Raw genomic sequence first — 14,623 nt, 5'->3', positions numbered from 1 at the left:
ACCGCTTCCCTTCTGGCGCTTTATTAATATACTGATTCCGCAAGATGTTGTCAAGCGTTTTGTGAAAGTATTTTTGAGTTTTGGGGGAAGCCTTTCACCGTCAGGGTTCTGGCTCTTAAACCCCGATCGCTCCTCTGCTGGCTGACTCCTCTTTATCCCTTGAGCCTGCTTTTTGGGGGCAAAATGTGGCTTTTGGCGGGACTATCTGCCGCGCATGGGTAGAAGAACTCAGTTGTTCAAGATGATGGGGCTGACTTAAAGTAGAGGTTAGGCTTTCGTTAGAGCGTGAGGTGTGAGGCTGCATCACTGGGTTCAGGAGAACAAAAGCAGGTTGCTGCATGAGTCATATATATAAAGTGGTGTCTGCATTTCTAGGACTTGACTGAGGGAGGTTTGGGTATGGGATTGAGCCGATCGCCCTTAACAATTCCTCAGATTCAAAATCCTGAAGTCGGCACGACACGGTACTCTAACCCCGATCGAACTCCTAGGAATCGATCGCCGGCAAATACACTCTCCTGAATTACAGCAACCCCGAAACACCTTCAGCTACACCATTTATCAGCCTTTGATGCTCGATCGCGAGTTGCTCTCCTCAATATCTAGATTTAAAAAGTGCAAATGACTCTCTTCCTCTGTATTGGCCGCAATTACTAAACCAGTCTGTCCCCAAGGAGCGATCGCCCGGGGTGCGACAGGGCTGCTAAAATTCCCTACTTGAATGCCTTGAGTGTTTAACACCAGAATCTGCCCTTCAACATCTGCCAACACCCATCCCCAATTAGCCACACAAGCAGACACGGGAAGACTTTCAAGGGGAATTCGCGCTACCTTGAGCGGCCACAATTTCATCAACAACACGGCTGCTTTGCCAGATTGAGGAATTCCCAGTAAAGTATACGGTTCAGGTGTCAGCAGCATCTGTCCGACGCTGGTCGCCAACCGCACAGAACCCACTGGCGTCCCGCGGCGAGTGTAAACTCTAAAAATAGTTTGGGGATTTTTTGGTTCGTTATCCGACCAAACTGCTAAGACGTGTCGCCGATCCAAAAACATTAATTCTGGTAAATAGTGTTCTGGTAACGGCACAGTAGCGATCAGCTTCAGCGCTTGTTCTCGATCGCCTGCAGTGCTGTTTGCAGCTAAAGAATAAAAACGCAGTTCACCCGGAACCGCTACTGTCAAGCAGCGGCCGTGAGAGTCAACAGCAGCTTTTAAAGCATCGGGGCCTTGCCTGAAACCCATATCCACCAAGCACTGAGGCTCCCAAGACTGTTCGTTGAGCCAGTAAAGTTTTTGCGAAGTGAGAACGCAGCAGCCGTGGGAAGTAGGTAAAATGCCCCGCACGATTTCCGGCATTTTTATAGAAATAGGCATTTCTCCTGCAACTAGCTGTTTTCCAGGCTGACACCAAACCTTCACCTCTGTACCTACAGCAGCGTAGAGATACGTTTCAGTGGCAATTAAAGCCGTCAGCGGTGCAGAAAGTATCAGCGGCTTTGGCTGCGAAAGGCAATAGCTCGCAGTCCTAAGTAAATTAATCGCCTGCTGCGATGCTTTTTCCTCTTCGACTTCCAGCAAAGACTCAGTTTCCGACGGCAGACTTTTAGCGCCCTTAGTTGCGGGATTTTCCCAAGGAATAATGCAGTCGCCCAATTGCCTGACAGCGGGGTCGTACACGATCAGCCGCAGAGCTTGAGCCATTTGGGAAGCACTGGCAAAACGGCGGGCTGGAAGCTTTTCCAAAGATTTTTTGACTATTGCTTGCAAAGGTTCGGGAATGGCGTCGGGAAGCTGCAAGCGTTGATTGAGGTGCGCCCACCTCAAGTCTCCGGGGGTTCCGCCGAAAGGGCGGTAGCCCATTAGCAACTCAAACAGCAGGATTCCTACTGCATATATATCTGACATGGGGGAATAAAGACCGTAAAACCGCTCTGGGGCCATGTAAGCGGGCGAACCTACGGTAGCGTCGGGAGAAATTTCTTGGTGGAGGCGAGTGGTACCGATTTCTGGCAGCCGGCGCGCGATGCCAAAGTCAGACAGCCGGGGCGACCAACCTTTGGCTCCTAAAGTGAGGAGGATATTTTCGGGTTTGATGTCGCAGTGAACTACGCCGCGGCGGTGGGCGTAGTCTAAGCCTGCTAAAAGTTCCATGACTAGCTGCAAACCTTCGAGCAGCCGCAACGGGCGGTCTTGTTTGAGCAGGTTGCGGAGGGTTCCTCCCTCACAGTAGTCCATAACCAAGTACCTGCCTGTAGCTGTGTGTTCTAGAGCTCGGCAGGTGACAATGTTGGGGTGCTGCAAGGTGATCAGAAACCACAGCTCTCGCAAGAATTCGCTAGTTGGGGCTTTTTGATGGCTGAGTTCTTTGAGAGCGACCAGTTGGCTGGTGAGGCGGGAGTCCTTGGCGGGAGCTTCTCGAACGCTGGCACAAAAGACTTGACCAAACTGTCCTTGTCCGACTAGCCCTAAAATGCGGTACTTAGAATTTTGCATCGGTCTAATTATAGGAAATGCTTGAGCTAGTATTAAAATATGTAAAGAATTCTGACAAAAATTCAAATTTTTGAATCGATCGCCAGGTACAGCCTATGTTATCTCAGGTTCATTCTCAGCCTCCTTGAGAGCGATGGCACACTCGCACCTAGTAACATCCTTGACTTTCCGAATCAGTATCAATCTTGCCGGATTCGAGTGTCGGATCTGAAACTACCTGTGGCTGCTATTTTAGTCGATCGCGAGTATTACAGTTTTTTCAAGGCAGTCAAGGAACAGTCTAAATTTTTAGCCATCCCAGCTAAGCTGGGGAATAGGGGCGACGGAAGAGCGATTACCAAAACACAAGCGCGGTTATGCAATCTGGGTGAGAGAGCCGGAAGCCGATGCTCTGGCCAAGCCATCTTAACCTTTTTGAGTGTTAGCCAAATTTTTTTTTTGCTGGGAATATGTGGATCGTAGTTGGTAAATACTCAATTTGACAGGAGCAAAAATCAATATGGTTAAAATTATTAAACTAGATCCAATTGCCGAGGAAATGGCAGTAGAAACCCGATCGAATATCCTGTCTGCCCTACTTTCCAAAGACTTAGATGTTCTCAAGGAATGCGGGGGACGGGGTATGTGTGCGACTTGCCACGTTTACATTAAAGAGGGTATGGAAGGTTTGTCTGACATGAACCGCCGGGAAAGGAGGACGCTGGAGGTCATTACTACAGCTAAAGCAAATTCGCGGCTTGCTTGTCAGGCTCAAATTATGGGTGAGGGTGTAGTTGTACAGTTGCCTGCAGGGATGTACATTAATGCCATTGAAAATGTGGAAGCTCTGATCGGCCGGCGGGCCCAGCAAGATTTGTTACATCCAATTACGGGCCAAGTAGTTGTCGAATCGGGAAAGTTGATTACTCGTTCCATCGTGACTCAGCTTAATGAAACCCGTTTCCAAGTAGGACAGTATTTAGTTCGGACTAAAGAAGCCTGAACTACCAACCCTAATATAATTGCGGATGGGGCAGGGGGCCGCCAATTAAGTAAAAACTTGATATGTTGTATTTGAACAGATTGTTGCCCAAAAGAAAAAAATCATATGTTGAGCCAACTTGCACGTTTGAGCACGGAAGCAGACGGACGCTACGCCACTGCTGAAGAACTCCTATTTTTGAAAGACTACTTTCACTCTTTGAATCACCGGATGAGTGCTTATAAAAAAATTCAAGCCTCTGAAAAAGAAATAATTCGGCAAGTGGAAGCACAAATGCTGTCTCTCGACCCTAATTTATTTCGCCGAGGGTCTCAAGATGTGACAGAAAAGTGCCGTGGAGATATTGTGCGGGTGTTGAGGCATTCTGCGGCAGCATTGTTGATTAATGATACTGAACGCTTGCGCGATCGCCTGCTGCTTTGGTTGCAAACTATTTTAGGTGCAGTTCAAGTTCGGAATACTGCGAGCGTGACCTACGAAGTTATGAAAAAGGTACTCAAACAATATCTCACTGTGGAAGAAAGGAACCTATTTTTTCCGATTCTGGACATCAACCGCACTTTACTGGGCAAATAATCAAGGGGGATGTCACCTTAACGCTGATAAATTGTCCCGTTAGGAAGAATGGCTCCACTCAAGTTTGCTCCTCTCAAATCCGCCTCAGTCATAATGGCTCCCCGGAGATTGGCTCCTGTCAAGTCAGCTTTCCGCAAGTTGGCTTTACTGAGATTAGCTTGGCTCAAGTCAATTTCATGCAGGCAAGAATTAGAAAGGTTGGCCTCGATCAGGTAGGCTAGGCTCAAGTTGGCTTTGCTGAGGTTGACCCCGCTCAAGTTAGCTTCCATTAGATAAGCACCCCTGAAGTTAGCTTCGTTCAACAATGCCTCTGCCATATTGATTCCAGTTAAAAGTTTGCGGCTCAAATCTACACCGCTGAGGTCGGCCCCGCTAAAGTTGATACCGCTTAAGTGGCAGCCATTCAAAGTAATATTTCTTAGGTAGGTTTTGCTCAGGTCTGCTTTGCACAAATTGGCTCTGTCCAAGCAAGCTTCGCTGAGGTCTGATTCGCTCAAACACGCGCCGTTTAAATAGGCTTGAGTCAGATTAGTTCGCCTGAGGTTAGCTTTCAACAGGTTGGCTTTGTTGAGGTTAGCACGAGTTAAGTTGGCTCCGACTAGGTTGGCATTGGACAATTCGGCTCCGGTTAGCTGTGCTTCGGTCAAGTCTGCTTCTTTGAGACTCGCTAGACTCAAGTTTGCACCTTGCAAGTTTGCCCCGTTGAGATTGGCTTTAATCAGATAGGCTTTACTGACATTGGCATCGCTGAGAACGGCTTTGCTGAGGTTGGCCGCGCTCATATCTGCACCTATGAGATTGGCTTTGGAGAGAATTGCTCCGGTCAGGTTTGCCCAGTTCAGGTGAGCTCCGGCGAGGTTGGCACCGGTGAGATTGGCACCGGTGAGATTGGCTCCGCTCAGACTGGCTGCCATGAGGTTAGCACCGGTGAGATTGGCCCCGCTGAGGTTGGCTTTGCTGAGGTTGGCTCGGCTGAGATGGGCTTTGGTGAGGTCTGCTCCGCTAAGGTTAGCGCCGATTAAGTAGGGTCGATGCTGGTGTTCGTTGAGGTTTGCCAAAATCAGAGTTGGGGCATCGCTGGAACGGTATAAATCGATCGGACTCAACACAATGCCGCGGAGGTTTGCCAGTCTAAAATCTCTTTCGCCGGCTGCATATCGATTTAGAAGTTCGTTGGCGTCCATTAAGTTCGAGCAAAAAGTTTGAGGTTGTGATTGTTTTTAAATTTTAAGAGTTTCTAAAGTAAGTTATGAATTGTCTAGCTGCGAGTTATAGTACGGTTATTTTTAAATAGCTAAAACCAGATTTTTTAACTCTGTAGCTTTTTTGTAAATTAACTCACATTTTTGATGGTACGGTGGATGCACTGGCTGGCGAACAATAGAGTTGACAGCTATCAGCAATAAACTAATAGCTGTCAAACAAGTCATTTTTTTTTGCAAAGTTGACTGATAATAGCTTCGTGATCTTGTCGTTCTTCGACCATAGAATCTGCAGGTTGGAGGCGATCGCGCAGCCCTAAAATAAAGCGGTTACAGTCCGAACCCAAGGATTCGCAGGAGGTTTGCAGGCAGTGGAGTTCTCGACCTGTGAGCTGACTAAAGAACGAACTTAAGATGCCTGCTTCTAAAAAACAGGCTGGTCGCTTCCACTTGGGAGCTGTTTTAGCAAAAAGAGAGTTAGCAATTTTTACTATTAAAAATCCCTGTTCGGAATAGCTGGGGTCAAGTTCAAATGTTCCCCATCCGTGAGTTTTCCAGCACTGTTGTAAGGACTGAAGAAATTCTACCATTTCCATTTCGGAAACTGGCTGACCGTAGTATTCGCTAACTTCTTCGCAAAAACGCACGTAGAAGTTTTTTCCCCACCAGCGACCGCAGTTGAATAGCACTAGGCGGGAGGCTTGACCGGTTTCTTGTTCTAAGCCGATATAAATGGCTTGAATCAGTGTTTCTGGTAGTGCTATGAGCCGATCGCCCCGGCGGTTCTCGAGCAGGCCGAGTTCGAGGTCGCCTCGGACGTAGGCATCGCTGGCAAAGTAGTTTCCAGGGAGTCGGGGCTGTTTGAGCAAGTCGGCAATATTAATCATCGGGAATTGGGAATTAGGAATTGGGAATTGGGAATTGGAAATTTGCTTATTCTTTATTACCTTGGTCAATAATAATTGACTGTGCTTGGTCTAAAAATGGCTGTAATATAGCCCGGGCTTGCTCGGAAAGCAGTTCTTTTAAACGAGTTTGCAGCAGATTGCAAACAGTGGCTTCGATCTTTTGAGTTTGGTGGGCTTCGACTATGCCGGAAAGCCAGTCTATGAGGCGCTGTTCGAGAAAATCTCGATCGTTGAGCAGCATGGCCATAGCGCAGTACCGCAAGACTAACAGCCAGTGTTTGAGCGAGCGTTCTAAGGTTTCTTGTTTTTCGTCAGGGAATGTTTCTTGTAATTTGTTGGCTACTGGTTGGAAGATGCTGGCTTCCTTCTCTCGCAAAAATTCGTAAATTTTTAAGCGCTGGGCGAGGGTTGCAGCTTGACGCTTAAAAGCTATGAGTTCTTCGGCTTTGAGAAAGCCGTTTTCTGCCTGATCCAGCAGCGCCTCAATCTCAGGGTGCATGATTTTAATTAAGTGGTAATCGGTAATTGATAAAAGGAAGAAAGAAAGAATACGGATCGGAGATGAGGAAGGAGGGATGAGGGATTGCGCTATTTTTTGTTTTCCATTCCCCAAACAGATTAAAACAGGTCGAAGAGGTCATCAATGGTGACTTCTGCGGGTTCAGAAATAGAAATTGCTGGTAACGGTGGCGGTAGGGGCAGGGCGCCCACTTCGGGAATTCCTTCCCAAGAAATAGCTTGAAAAAAGTCTGCTACTACCCCGGTTAAATCGATCGCTTGACTGGTGGTCGAGCCGTTCTGGGTTTCTAAAGGTTTTCCCAGCCAATTATAGTGACCGAAGAAGTCTTGGACAGACTTGTCCAACCATGAAGTTTGACTTTTCATCTTTCTTCCTGCCTGGAGAGGCCCACAATCGCACTCTCGATCGCGACATTGGTGGGAGGAAAGGCAGGGCAGGGGATGTGCCTTTCCAAGTTGTTTACCGCAATATTTCACCGTGTTGCAGTCGAGTTTGAATATCGCGGGCGTTAGCACCTTCGTTGAGCCAGAATGCTGCTGCATCAATTTTATCTGGGTTGCCGAGCAGGAACTTGCAATAGGTTTCTCCCATTGAGTAACATTGGAGTTCTATGCAACTGAGAGGCTTTTTGACTAGAGCTCCGAAGAAACCTGCGAACAAACCGGCATATAGGTGACAAACTGGTTTGCCTACGTCGCCCAAAGTACGAGCAACTGCTGAGTCAAAGATGTTGATGAAGATGCAGCCGTGTTTGCGATCGCTCATGTCAACTTCCCAGCGACCCCAACCTTGAGCAGTGAAAGGCCACCACCAAGTTTCTAGCAGAAACATGAGATTGGACTGGCGAATGTTCTGGCTGAATTCGGCACTAAACCATTTTTGAAAAAATTCGGAATCTTGGAGCCCCCACTGGCAACCAATAGTATACATGATTACAGAGGAAGCCGGGCCTACTTCTTCTTCGAGTCCCTCCACCAAACCGATAATGAAGTCTTCGCTGGTAAAAATGTTGCGCGACTCATTCCAGTCGCAAATTGTACCAATCTGGCGATCGAAGGCAAAAAAATCCTGAAATCTATAATGGCTGTGAGTTTTAGGATGCTTTTGCTTCAGTCGCGATTCGCTGGAGGTGGAGATTTCTTTTTGGGCAGTAGAGACCATTGGCGGGTTATTCCTTTTTGGTGTTGTTTGCTGAAAATTAGAGTCAAATACACTGGCCTGTGTATCCAATTTAACTTCATTTTTCTGAAAGCAGGCACAGGGTATAAATTTTTACTGCAATATAATAAAAGTTGAAAATTTTAGGATGCTAAATTTGGGCGCTTGTTGAGACTTCTGCCTTGGGACAACTGCTATCAGAGTGCTGGCGAAAGTGGGTATAACCTTAAACGGCTATGTGTTATCGTTTTGTGCAAGCAGTCCACTATATGTATAGGGCATATGAGATGAAAAATCACGCTTGTATTGCAATAGGCATCAATCAATATCAGTTACTCCAGCCTTTGAGTTATGCCCAAGAGGATGCAGAGGCACTGTACGGTTTTTTGACTCAGGAGGCGGGTTTTGCGCCGGATGGGTGTCTGCTGATGACTGATAGCTCGCCGTCGCTGTGGGGTCAATCAACATATCCGAATCGGGAGAATATTCTGAGGTTGACCCAAAGCCTGTGCGCGGAACATCTGCAACAGGGAGATTTACTCTGGTGTTTTTTTAGCGGCTACGGTGTCAGTTATGAAGGTAAGGATTATTTAATGCCGGTTGACGGCAATCCGGCGGACATTCAGGGTACGGGGATTCCGGTAGAGTTGCTGTTGAATACTCTGAAAAACGCTCCTACAGAAACGGTGTTGGTGCTGGTTGATATGAACCGCAGCCAGATTGTGAAAGCGGGGGACACGATCGGCTCTCAAACGGCTGAGCTGGCGCGGGAACTGGAAATCCCGACGGTGCTTTCTTGCCGCCCGAATCAAGTTTCGCGCGAAACTTCGGCTCTGCGTCAGGGGTTTTTTACGACGGCGCTTTTGGAGGGGCTGCGCTCGGGACAGTGCATGACCCTTAAGGGTTTAGACCGTTTTTTGAGCGATCGGCTACCGGAGCTGTGCGACCACCATTTGCGTCCCAAACAAGAACCTTTGATGGTGGTAAATCCTCCGGGAAAGGCTCATTTGGTGATTTTGCCCGATGTTTCTGGGGTGCCAACTGCTGTATTGGCAGGACGCAATGGCAATATGGCGGTTAATGCCGCCGATGGGTTCGATCGCCCGCAAATGGCCGCGGCGACGGCTCGAATCGAGCTGCCTCCGGCAGTTCGCAACGCTGAGGATTCGTCGGTTGAGGTCCCACCCGTGTCGCAGCCGAAGGCTGTGGGCCCTGCTGATGGAGGGGGCGATCGACCCAACTTGCAAAAGCCGGAGGATCGGGATAGCGGGGGGTCGGACAAGTCATTTTTGCAGCAGCTAGTTTTGTGGAGCTCAGCTACGGCTTTGGTGCTGCTGTTGGGTGTTTTTCTGACGAACAAATCAATTTTTATCGGTCAGCAGGAAGGAGATCCTCGATCGCCTGCTGAAAATGCCCAAAACTCTGGATCTCAAAAATCTGCTGGTGCTGGGGGGTCGCAGAACCAACCGCGGGCGGTGCAAGCAGTGACTGGAAGCAAGCAGCCACAATCGAGCCAGCAGGTGTGGGCTGAGGCGAAAACTTTCCTCAAGGATGGTTCGGCTTCTAGTTTTAATAAAGCAGTGGCTAAGGCTCGAACGATTCCGGCTAGCGATCCGCTCTACCCGCAGGCTCAGCAGGATATTGAGCGCTGGAGTTTAACGATTTTGGATATAGCTAACGGGCGGGCTGCTCGCGGCGATTTCCAGGGGGCGATCGGGGCGGCTAAATTGATGCCTGATGTCAATCAGCCTGTTTACAATCAGTCGAAACAGGCGATCGCTCAGTGGGATGAGCTATCCAAAGACCAGGACGTAAATGTTGCTTTGCTATCGGCTGCTAAGGGTCAAATTAAGCGGGGGGTTGCCTCTTCTTACAGTAAAGGCATCCAGCAAGCTAATAAAATTGAGCCCGGTCAGCCGAAGTATGAAGAAGCTCAGCAGTTAATTGGAGAGTGGAGCGAAAGTATTCTCAAAATTGCTCAGTTGCGCAGCTCTCAAGGAAAGCTCAAAGAGGCAGTTGAAGCTGCTTCGCTGGTGCCGTCGGGTACTAAGAGTTATCAGCCGGCTCAGAAGGAGATAGCCAATTGGAAAACTAAGCTGCAACGCCAGAAAAAAGGTTGATTTAGTTGATAATTTCTCGGTTTCCCACCGAGAAATTATCTTAGGGAGTCGCCGAAATAGGTCGATAGGTCGATCGCTCAATACCTCTTGATACTGCAAAAATAGATCTACACATCGATAATTTAAAACCAATAATTTTATACACCATTTCCCCCTCGCAGCTTGGATGCGAGGGGATTTTATATGCTGGCCGATCGATTCGTTTTTGTATAGTGAAAGATATCGTATCGGGAGGTTAATTAATATCTCTAATTCACGCCCAGATCTCGATAAACCAGCCTCTCCACAGTCAATAACCAGATTTTTTTGACCCCAAACATGGCTGTAGTGATGTTTTTTGTAATAAAAAATTGCTCCGTAAGTCATAAATAAGTCTATTTGAATCTCAAATTAGAAGATTTGATTTGGGTGTTTATCAGTTCCGCTTAGATGGTTAATTTCTTCTTAGTTTGAACTTTAATAGTGAGCACATTGGGATAGATATAATTGCTATTAAATACTAATAAGGAGAACAAAATCTGTACCTTAAACCTTGACAGCGGGGGTATTGCCGTGTTGATTACCCCAGATTTTTTGCTTTTAAAAACTAGCGACGGCTGGAATACTGTTTAAACTTGTGCTGTTTTTAGCTAATAAGCATAAATCTATCTGTTATAAATTATACAAAATCAGCCCTTAGCGGTAATTGTCATGGGCGAGCGATCGCCACTAATGAATTCACAAAAGAGATTCACGCCATAAAGTGCAAAATGTCAGCATTCTCAAGCTGGGAGTCTGGGCTAGCGCGGACATCACAAAGCTGCCTTAATTAACACAAATCAGGGCTTTGCAAGAAAAGCAAAAAATATATCATTGAGAAAAAAGAATAAAAACTTGCTCGCTTATGGTAGCCCAGGTAACAACACGTATGCCTGAAGTTATAGTCCACAGCGAGGCTTGCGGGCAGCTCTAATTAAATAGGGTGAGGTGGCAGTGTTCGGGTGTTAAGAGGGGCGATCGAAGAGGAACGTTCGGCGAGCGATCGCTTCCCAATGGGGGAGGGTAAAAGCTAGGGAGGCAAGGATCTGGAGACAATGTTGAACTTTTTGAGTTCTCGAAAGTAGCGTTAGCACTAAACTCTACCGTATTGTGGGAAACAAGCCAAATTTGTAACAGTTCTTAACTATAAATAATTCTGCCAAAACTGCTAGCATAGTGACACTTTTGCTAGCAAAAACAGATAAAGTAAATAAAGTTGGCTAGCTCTAGACGCCCCGATCCCCATCCAGGGGATGTTGAATCAATTTGATTCATATCAAGTGGTTTTAGAGTTACAATCGGAACCAAAGCATCGCTATTTAACTGAGTTCTTTAGTTACTTTTACTTTCAGCTATGAACGTGGATTTTATCAAAGCCCAAGTCAGGTTGCTACAGGGTGCAAGTTCATCGGAGCGAGAAACCCTTATTAAAAACATCGGTGTCTGTGCAGGCGTGATTAGACCCGGAGAGTACGTGACTCCCCAGCGGAAGCACGCCATCACTCTCTGGCTGCAAACAAATGCGGTTCGCCTCCGGCTTCCCCAACTTCCTCTGGATTTATCAGGCCAAAAGCCTTAACAGGGAAGTAATCAAGGGGTAGCGACAGAATCAAAAAAATTAGTCAATCTTGCCAAAAAGTGCTTTTTTATTGAGCTTTACAGCATCAATGACACACCGTTAAGATTGAAAAAATGTTTGTAGGGAAAGTTGGGCTCGAAAAGACGCCTGCGGACAAGAAGCGGCCGACCGCCTTGGTAGAAGTAGGAAGTGAACATCAAACCTGCTCGAAAAGTAGAGTTGAGTAAGTTTCACAAAAGGGATTATTCTGCACAACTATAACCTGGGTTATTTGCTTTTAGATGTGAGATTCACGATTTAGCTCGTACTGCATAACTTTGCTATTTGTGGATCGGCTGAAAAATTATCCTATTCAATAGGTATAACTAATTACAGGGGCAGTCACTGAACTGCCCTTAATTTTGAACCAGAAGGCGTAAATGCTGCAAGTTACAATCAACGCATCTACTTGCAGATAGAGTTTAAGCGAAATCTCATGTAAGCTGCCGGGCATCTATATTTTCTGTTATGTTCGAGAGGGGAGGGGGAGAAGGGGAGAGAAGGAGAGGATTTGACGAGTTTTGATAGGGAATTAACATCATCAAACAGAAAGAGTTATTACAATTAACTTGCTTTGTAATATATTGGTCAACAAAAATACTGTGCCGAAAAAACAAAAATTTCCTTATTTAGTTGGTTCTCGATGGACTTCACACCAAAAAACTTGGGGGTGGCGGCACTTTCAAGTAGTCAACCGAAAAAATGAAGGTAAATGGGTATTTGCGGAAATGGTGGCGGCTTGCGATCCAAATGTCCGTTTTTGGCTGAATGCGACACAGCTCAAAGACAGATCGCTCTGGCAAGCTGGATGGCAGTCTACGCAAGAATTAGAGGAATTAGAAGCAGCCGAATAATCAAAGACAGCGCTTTAGGGTAGAGTGAGGTAGAGATTGCTAACGAATTATAGCAACAGGGTAAAATAATGTAATGAAAAAAAAAGTTGTTTTATTGGTCTGTTTGCTAATTAGTGCTGCATGGGGCGGCGGATTTGGCAAAGTGTCGATCGCAACCAAGGCGATCGATCGCAGCCATATTCTGTCTGCAGATGTTCCCGATCCCGCAGCGGACTTGTCCAGCCTAGTCCTGACTTTACAAGACCTCCCCCCAGGTTTTACAGAGATGTCATCTGAGTATGTGGCAAGTTTAAGAAATAAACTCAGCCAGGGCCCTGACTTTAAGCCAGGCAGCATCTTTGCGTACCAAAAAATCGATAGCAAGCTGTTGGAACTTCAATTGCTGATAGGATTTACAGTGCAACTGTCAGATCCGACCCTACAACCTGCGTTCGATCGAGCAATCGGTGAAGGGATTTTTGCAAAAGCATTCTCTCAAGGTTTAAACGGTAACAAGGAAGTGCAGTTCACTCCTCCCGCCACTTTAACTTTGCAAGACAAGATTGGCGAGGTATCGGCTGGGTGGAGAAGTCAAGGAAAAGTAGAAAATATACCCATGAATGTCGATCTGGCGATGTTTCGACGGGGGCAAATAGGGGTTGTTATGGCAACTATATATCTCGACGGCACTAAACCGACTATTACGATTAGCGAAGCAGCGCGCAAATTCGACAGCCGGATGATGGAATTGAAACCTGATTTAACTCAACCGCAATAAGTGGGTGGTGCAACCTCTAAAAAAATCAGCCTGATACCTGCAGATGACACTGAGATTAGTTACAGTAACAAAACTCGGGCACAAATAGCAGAGAAACCCGGCTTTTCTGTTATTTGTACAGATGTAGGTCAGTAGAGATTTTCGTTAATCAAACCCTGGTGCTGCCTCCAGGAATGATATCATGTCTGTTGAAGTGCCAGTTATAAAATTTTGTCAAGAAAGTAGAGGCTGGTTTATAGATATTGTGGATGTGAATTACAGATTGTTGGTAAAAGCCACCACTACAAGTATTGTGGTTGAGTTACCCGAAATGATATGACTGAGAAGAAAGAGCACGATTACAATATATTAAGACCGCAATACCTATGGTTGCCGCTGTTTCCCTACAAAATGCCTGCAAAATCTACAATAAAATCCCGGTTGTCAATGACCTTTCGTTCACGATTGAAGCAGGAGAAATGTTCGGTCTCCTTGGTCCCAACGGTGCCGGTAAATCGACCACAATTCGGATGCTGACTACCCTGACTAAACTCACCAGCGGTCAAATTCAGGTAGCTGGATATGACGTGATGCGGCAAAGCTTGCAAGTAAAACAGTGCATCGGCGTCGTACTCCAACAAACCAGCGTTGATACTGAGCTTTCCGTCTGGGAAAATATGGAGTTTCACGGGCGGATGCACCACATCCCAAACCCGAAACGGCAACAGTTAATTAAACAGTGGTTGGAATATGTAGAATTAGCAGAAAGGCGAGATGATTTAGTAAAAACTTTGTCGGGAGGAATGAAGCGGAGGTTGCAAATTGCCAGAGCACTTTTGCATGAGCCGCAAATCTTATTTTTGGACGAACCGACTGTAGGGTTAGACCCACAAACGCGGCGTCGGTTGTGGGAAATTATTCTAGATTTGAACAAGCAGGGAATGACAATGCTGTTGACAACGCATTATATGGATGAAGTGGAATATTTGTGCGATCGCATCGGCATTATGGACGGCGGCAAGTTAATTAAACTGGGCACATTGGCCCAACTGCGGCAGGAACACGGTCAAGGGTTAGTGATGAAACAAATAGGCGAGCGCTGGGAATACAAGTTTTTCCCTACTCTGGAAGAAGCTAATTTATATCTGGATGGCAAAGCCGATAAAACTGGGATGATGGTTCGTCCTTCTAATTTAGAGGATATTTTTGTTGAATTGACTGGCAGACAGTTAGATTGATAAATAGCCGATCGCTAAATGTGATATTTTAAATTGGAAAATTGCCGATTAAGGCGGCAATTTGTTTGAGCAAAAATCTCAGATTCAATCCGGGAGGCAAAAAAAGGTTTAACGCTATACCTATAGCGTTTAGGTGCGCCATTACGCACCATAAACTGAAAATTTATGCGTCCCCGACTGAAAAAAAATTGAAAGAG

General features: G+C 46.4%; 13 protein-coding genes. 7 read left to right on the top strand and 6 right to left on the bottom strand.

All coding sequences use genetic code 11. The features are described 5' to 3' along the window. Positions 1-561: 561 nt before the first annotated feature. A complete protein-coding gene (locus QUB30_RS29080) occupies positions 562-2,496 on the bottom strand; it encodes a serine/threonine-protein kinase (protein ID WP_333341043.1) in 1,935 nt (644 codons plus the stop codon). Between the two features lie 499 nt (positions 2,497-2,995). Between QUB30_RS29080 and QUB30_RS29075 the strand changes: the two genes are divergently transcribed. Together QUB30_RS29075 and QUB30_RS29070 are read left to right on the top strand one after the other, a co-directional pair. Further along, the gene (locus QUB30_RS29075) at positions 2,996-3,478 is read left to right on the top strand and encodes a 2Fe-2S iron-sulfur cluster-binding protein (RefSeq protein ID WP_333341040.1); all 483 of its coding nucleotides are present in this window, start codon (positions 2,996-2,998) and stop codon (positions 3,476-3,478) included. A 105-nt stretch (positions 3,479-3,583) separates the two neighbouring features. Beyond that, a complete protein-coding gene (locus tag QUB30_RS29070) occupies positions 3,584-4,054 on the top strand; it encodes a phycobilisome protein (protein ID WP_333341037.1) in 471 nt (156 codons plus the stop codon). 17 nt (positions 4,055-4,071) lie between these two features. Here the strand turns inward: QUB30_RS29070 and QUB30_RS29065 are convergent, their stop codons facing one another. From QUB30_RS29065 to QUB30_RS29045, 5 genes are all read right to left on the bottom strand, one after another. Beyond that, positions 4,072-5,238: a pentapeptide repeat-containing protein gene (locus QUB30_RS29065; protein WP_333341035.1), complete on the bottom strand. Its 1,167-nt coding sequence runs from the start codon at positions 5,236-5,238 to the stop codon at positions 4,072-4,074. Between the two features lie 242 nt (positions 5,239-5,480). Beyond that, positions 5,481-6,143, bottom strand: coding sequence for a V4R domain-containing protein (locus tag QUB30_RS29060; RefSeq protein WP_333341032.1), 663 nt, complete (start codon positions 6,141-6,143; stop codon positions 5,481-5,483). A 46-nt stretch (positions 6,144-6,189) separates the two neighbouring features. After that, positions 6,190-6,663, bottom strand: coding sequence for a phycobilisome protein (locus QUB30_RS29055; RefSeq protein WP_333341028.1), 474 nt, complete (start codon positions 6,661-6,663; stop codon positions 6,190-6,192). A 119-nt stretch (positions 6,664-6,782) separates the two neighbouring features. Continuing rightward, positions 6,783-7,049: a hypothetical protein gene (locus QUB30_RS29050; protein ID WP_333341025.1), complete on the bottom strand. Its 267-nt coding sequence runs from the start codon at positions 7,047-7,049 to the stop codon at positions 6,783-6,785. A gap of 94 nt (positions 7,050-7,143) precedes the next feature. Next, positions 7,144-7,845, bottom strand: a complete 702-nt coding sequence (locus QUB30_RS29045) for a V4R domain-containing protein (protein WP_333341022.1) — start codon at positions 7,843-7,845, stop codon at positions 7,144-7,146. Positions 7,846-8,129: 284 nt separating this feature from the next. Here QUB30_RS29045 and QUB30_RS29040 point away from each other — a divergent pair, with 284 nt between their 5' ends. From QUB30_RS29040 to QUB30_RS29020, 5 genes are all read left to right on the top strand, one after another. After that, positions 8,130-9,962 (top strand): peptidase C14, encoded by a 1,833-nt coding sequence (locus tag QUB30_RS29040; RefSeq protein ID WP_333341019.1) that lies wholly within the window; start codon positions 8,130-8,132, stop codon positions 9,960-9,962. Between the two features lie 1,372 nt (positions 9,963-11,334). Continuing rightward, positions 11,335-11,559, top strand: a complete 225-nt coding sequence (locus QUB30_RS29035) for a hypothetical protein (RefSeq protein ID WP_006635912.1) — start codon at positions 11,335-11,337, stop codon at positions 11,557-11,559. Positions 11,560-12,200: 641 nt separating this feature from the next. Continuing rightward, positions 12,201-12,452: a TIGR02450 family Trp-rich protein gene (locus QUB30_RS29030; protein ID WP_332943237.1), complete on the top strand. Its 252-nt coding sequence runs from the start codon at positions 12,201-12,203 to the stop codon at positions 12,450-12,452. Between the two features lie 73 nt (positions 12,453-12,525). Continuing rightward, entirely contained in the window at positions 12,526-13,209 is a 684-nt protein-coding gene (locus QUB30_RS29025) for a hypothetical protein (protein WP_333341016.1), read from the top strand. Positions 13,210-13,574: 365 nt separating this feature from the next. Next, complete coding sequence (locus tag QUB30_RS29020) at positions 13,575-14,426, top strand: ABC transporter ATP-binding protein (protein WP_333341013.1); 852 nt, start codon at positions 13,575-13,577, stop codon at positions 14,424-14,426. Positions 14,427-14,623 lie beyond the last annotated feature (197 nt).

The sequence above is a fragment of the Microcoleus sp. BROC3 genome, assembly GCF_036702515.1.
In the GTDB taxonomy this organism is placed as follows: Bacteria; Cyanobacteriota; Cyanobacteriia; order Cyanobacteriales; family Microcoleaceae; genus Microcoleus.
Note: the sequence above shows the minus strand (reverse complement) of the source record. Positions and strands in the feature narration are given on the sequence as shown.